The organism is Micromonospora sp. LZ34 (genome assembly GCF_052981855.1).
Genome location: NZ_JBRIQN010000148.1, coordinates 1 through 1,469, shown reverse-complemented (window position 1 = coordinate 1,469; position 1,469 = coordinate 1). Strand labels below are relative to the sequence as shown.

Annotated in this window: 1 protein-coding gene; it reads left to right on the top strand. The window is 66.8% G+C overall.

The features are described from left to right. Nucleotides 1-234 precede the first annotated feature (234 nt). The coding region (locus ACVCAH_RS37860) for an IS110 family transposase (RefSeq protein ID WP_447141008.1) at nt 235-1,469 on the top strand (1,235 nt) is incomplete at its 3' end.

Here is a 1,469-nt window from a genome sequence, read left to right as displayed (position 1 = left end):
CCAAGCTGTTCCTGGGTCCCTTCGGGGCGCCGCGGATGCGGGAAAATCCGGGATGGTCGCCCGCCGACGTCGGTGACTTCATGGCGCAGGTGAGGCCGTCAAGCTGTTTGACGCTGGGAGCTGCTTTGAGGGGCTGCGCATTGTTGCTACGAGCACGAGGGTCCGACTCTTCATCTTCTCCGCTGGCTCCCGCGGGCGGCCTTTCCCTGTCCCAACCCCTCACGGGAGACCGTCATGGAAGATGTCGACGAGCAGGAGTTACACGTCGAGCGGGTGGCCGCACTGGACTTGGGTAAGGCGGTGTTGGAGGCGTGCGTGCGGGTGCCGCACGAGTCCAGGCCGGGCCGGCGTATGCAGGAGGTACGCGGCTTTGCCACCACCACCTCGGCGCTGCTGCAGATGGCCGGCTGGTTGCGCCGATGGGGCGTCACCCGGGTCGTCATGGAGTCCACCAGCGACTACTGGAAGGGCGTCTACTATCTGCTCGAGGCCGAGGGCTTCGAGTGCTGGCTGGTCAACGCCCGCGAGGTCAAGAACGTGCCGGGGCGGGCCAAGACCGACAAGGCCGACGCGGTGTGGTTGGCCAAGGTCGCCGAGCGGGGCATGTGCCGGCCGTCGCTGGTGCACCCCAAACCCATCCGTGAGCTGCGCAACCTGACCCGCTACCGGCGTTCGCTCATCCGCGACCGTACCCGGGAGATGCAGCGGGTGGAGAAACTGCTCGAAGACGCCCAGATCAAGATCACATCTGTGGTGAGCGACGTGTTCGGGGTGTCAGGGCGGCTGATACTCCAGGCGCTCATCGACGGACAGCGCGACCCGACGGTCCTCGCCCAGATGGCCCGGGGCCGGCTGCGTGTCAAGATTGCACAGTTGCAGGAGGCGCTGCGGGGCTTCTTCACCGATCACCACGCCACCATCCTGGCGATGATGCTGGACAACATCGACCGGCTCAGCGCGCAGATCACCGCCCTGGACACCACGATCGCCGAGGCGGTCGCCCCTTTCGCCCATCAGATGGCTCAGCTGAGTGAGATCACCGCAGTCGGCCCCACCGCCGCGCAGGAACTGATCGCCGAGGTCGGCGTGGACATGAGCCGCTTCCCGTCCGACGCGCACCTGGTGTCCTGGGCCAAGTTCTGCCCGCAGACCCACGAGTCCGCCGGGAAGAAGAAGAACAAGGGCCGAGCAAAAGGCAGCCCCTGGCTGGCCGCCACCCTGGGCAACATCGCCGGCAGCGCCTGCCGCACCGACACCTTCCTCGGCGCACGACACCGACGCATCGCCAAACGGCGCGGCAAACAGAAAGCGACCGTGGCCACCGGCAACGCAGTCCTGGTCATCGTCTACCACCTGCTGTCCGACCCTGCCGTTCGGTTCCGCGATCTCGGCGCCGACTATTTCGACACGCGCATCGACAAACAGCGCAGGGCCCGAAACCTCGCCACGCAACTCCAGGCCGTCACCGG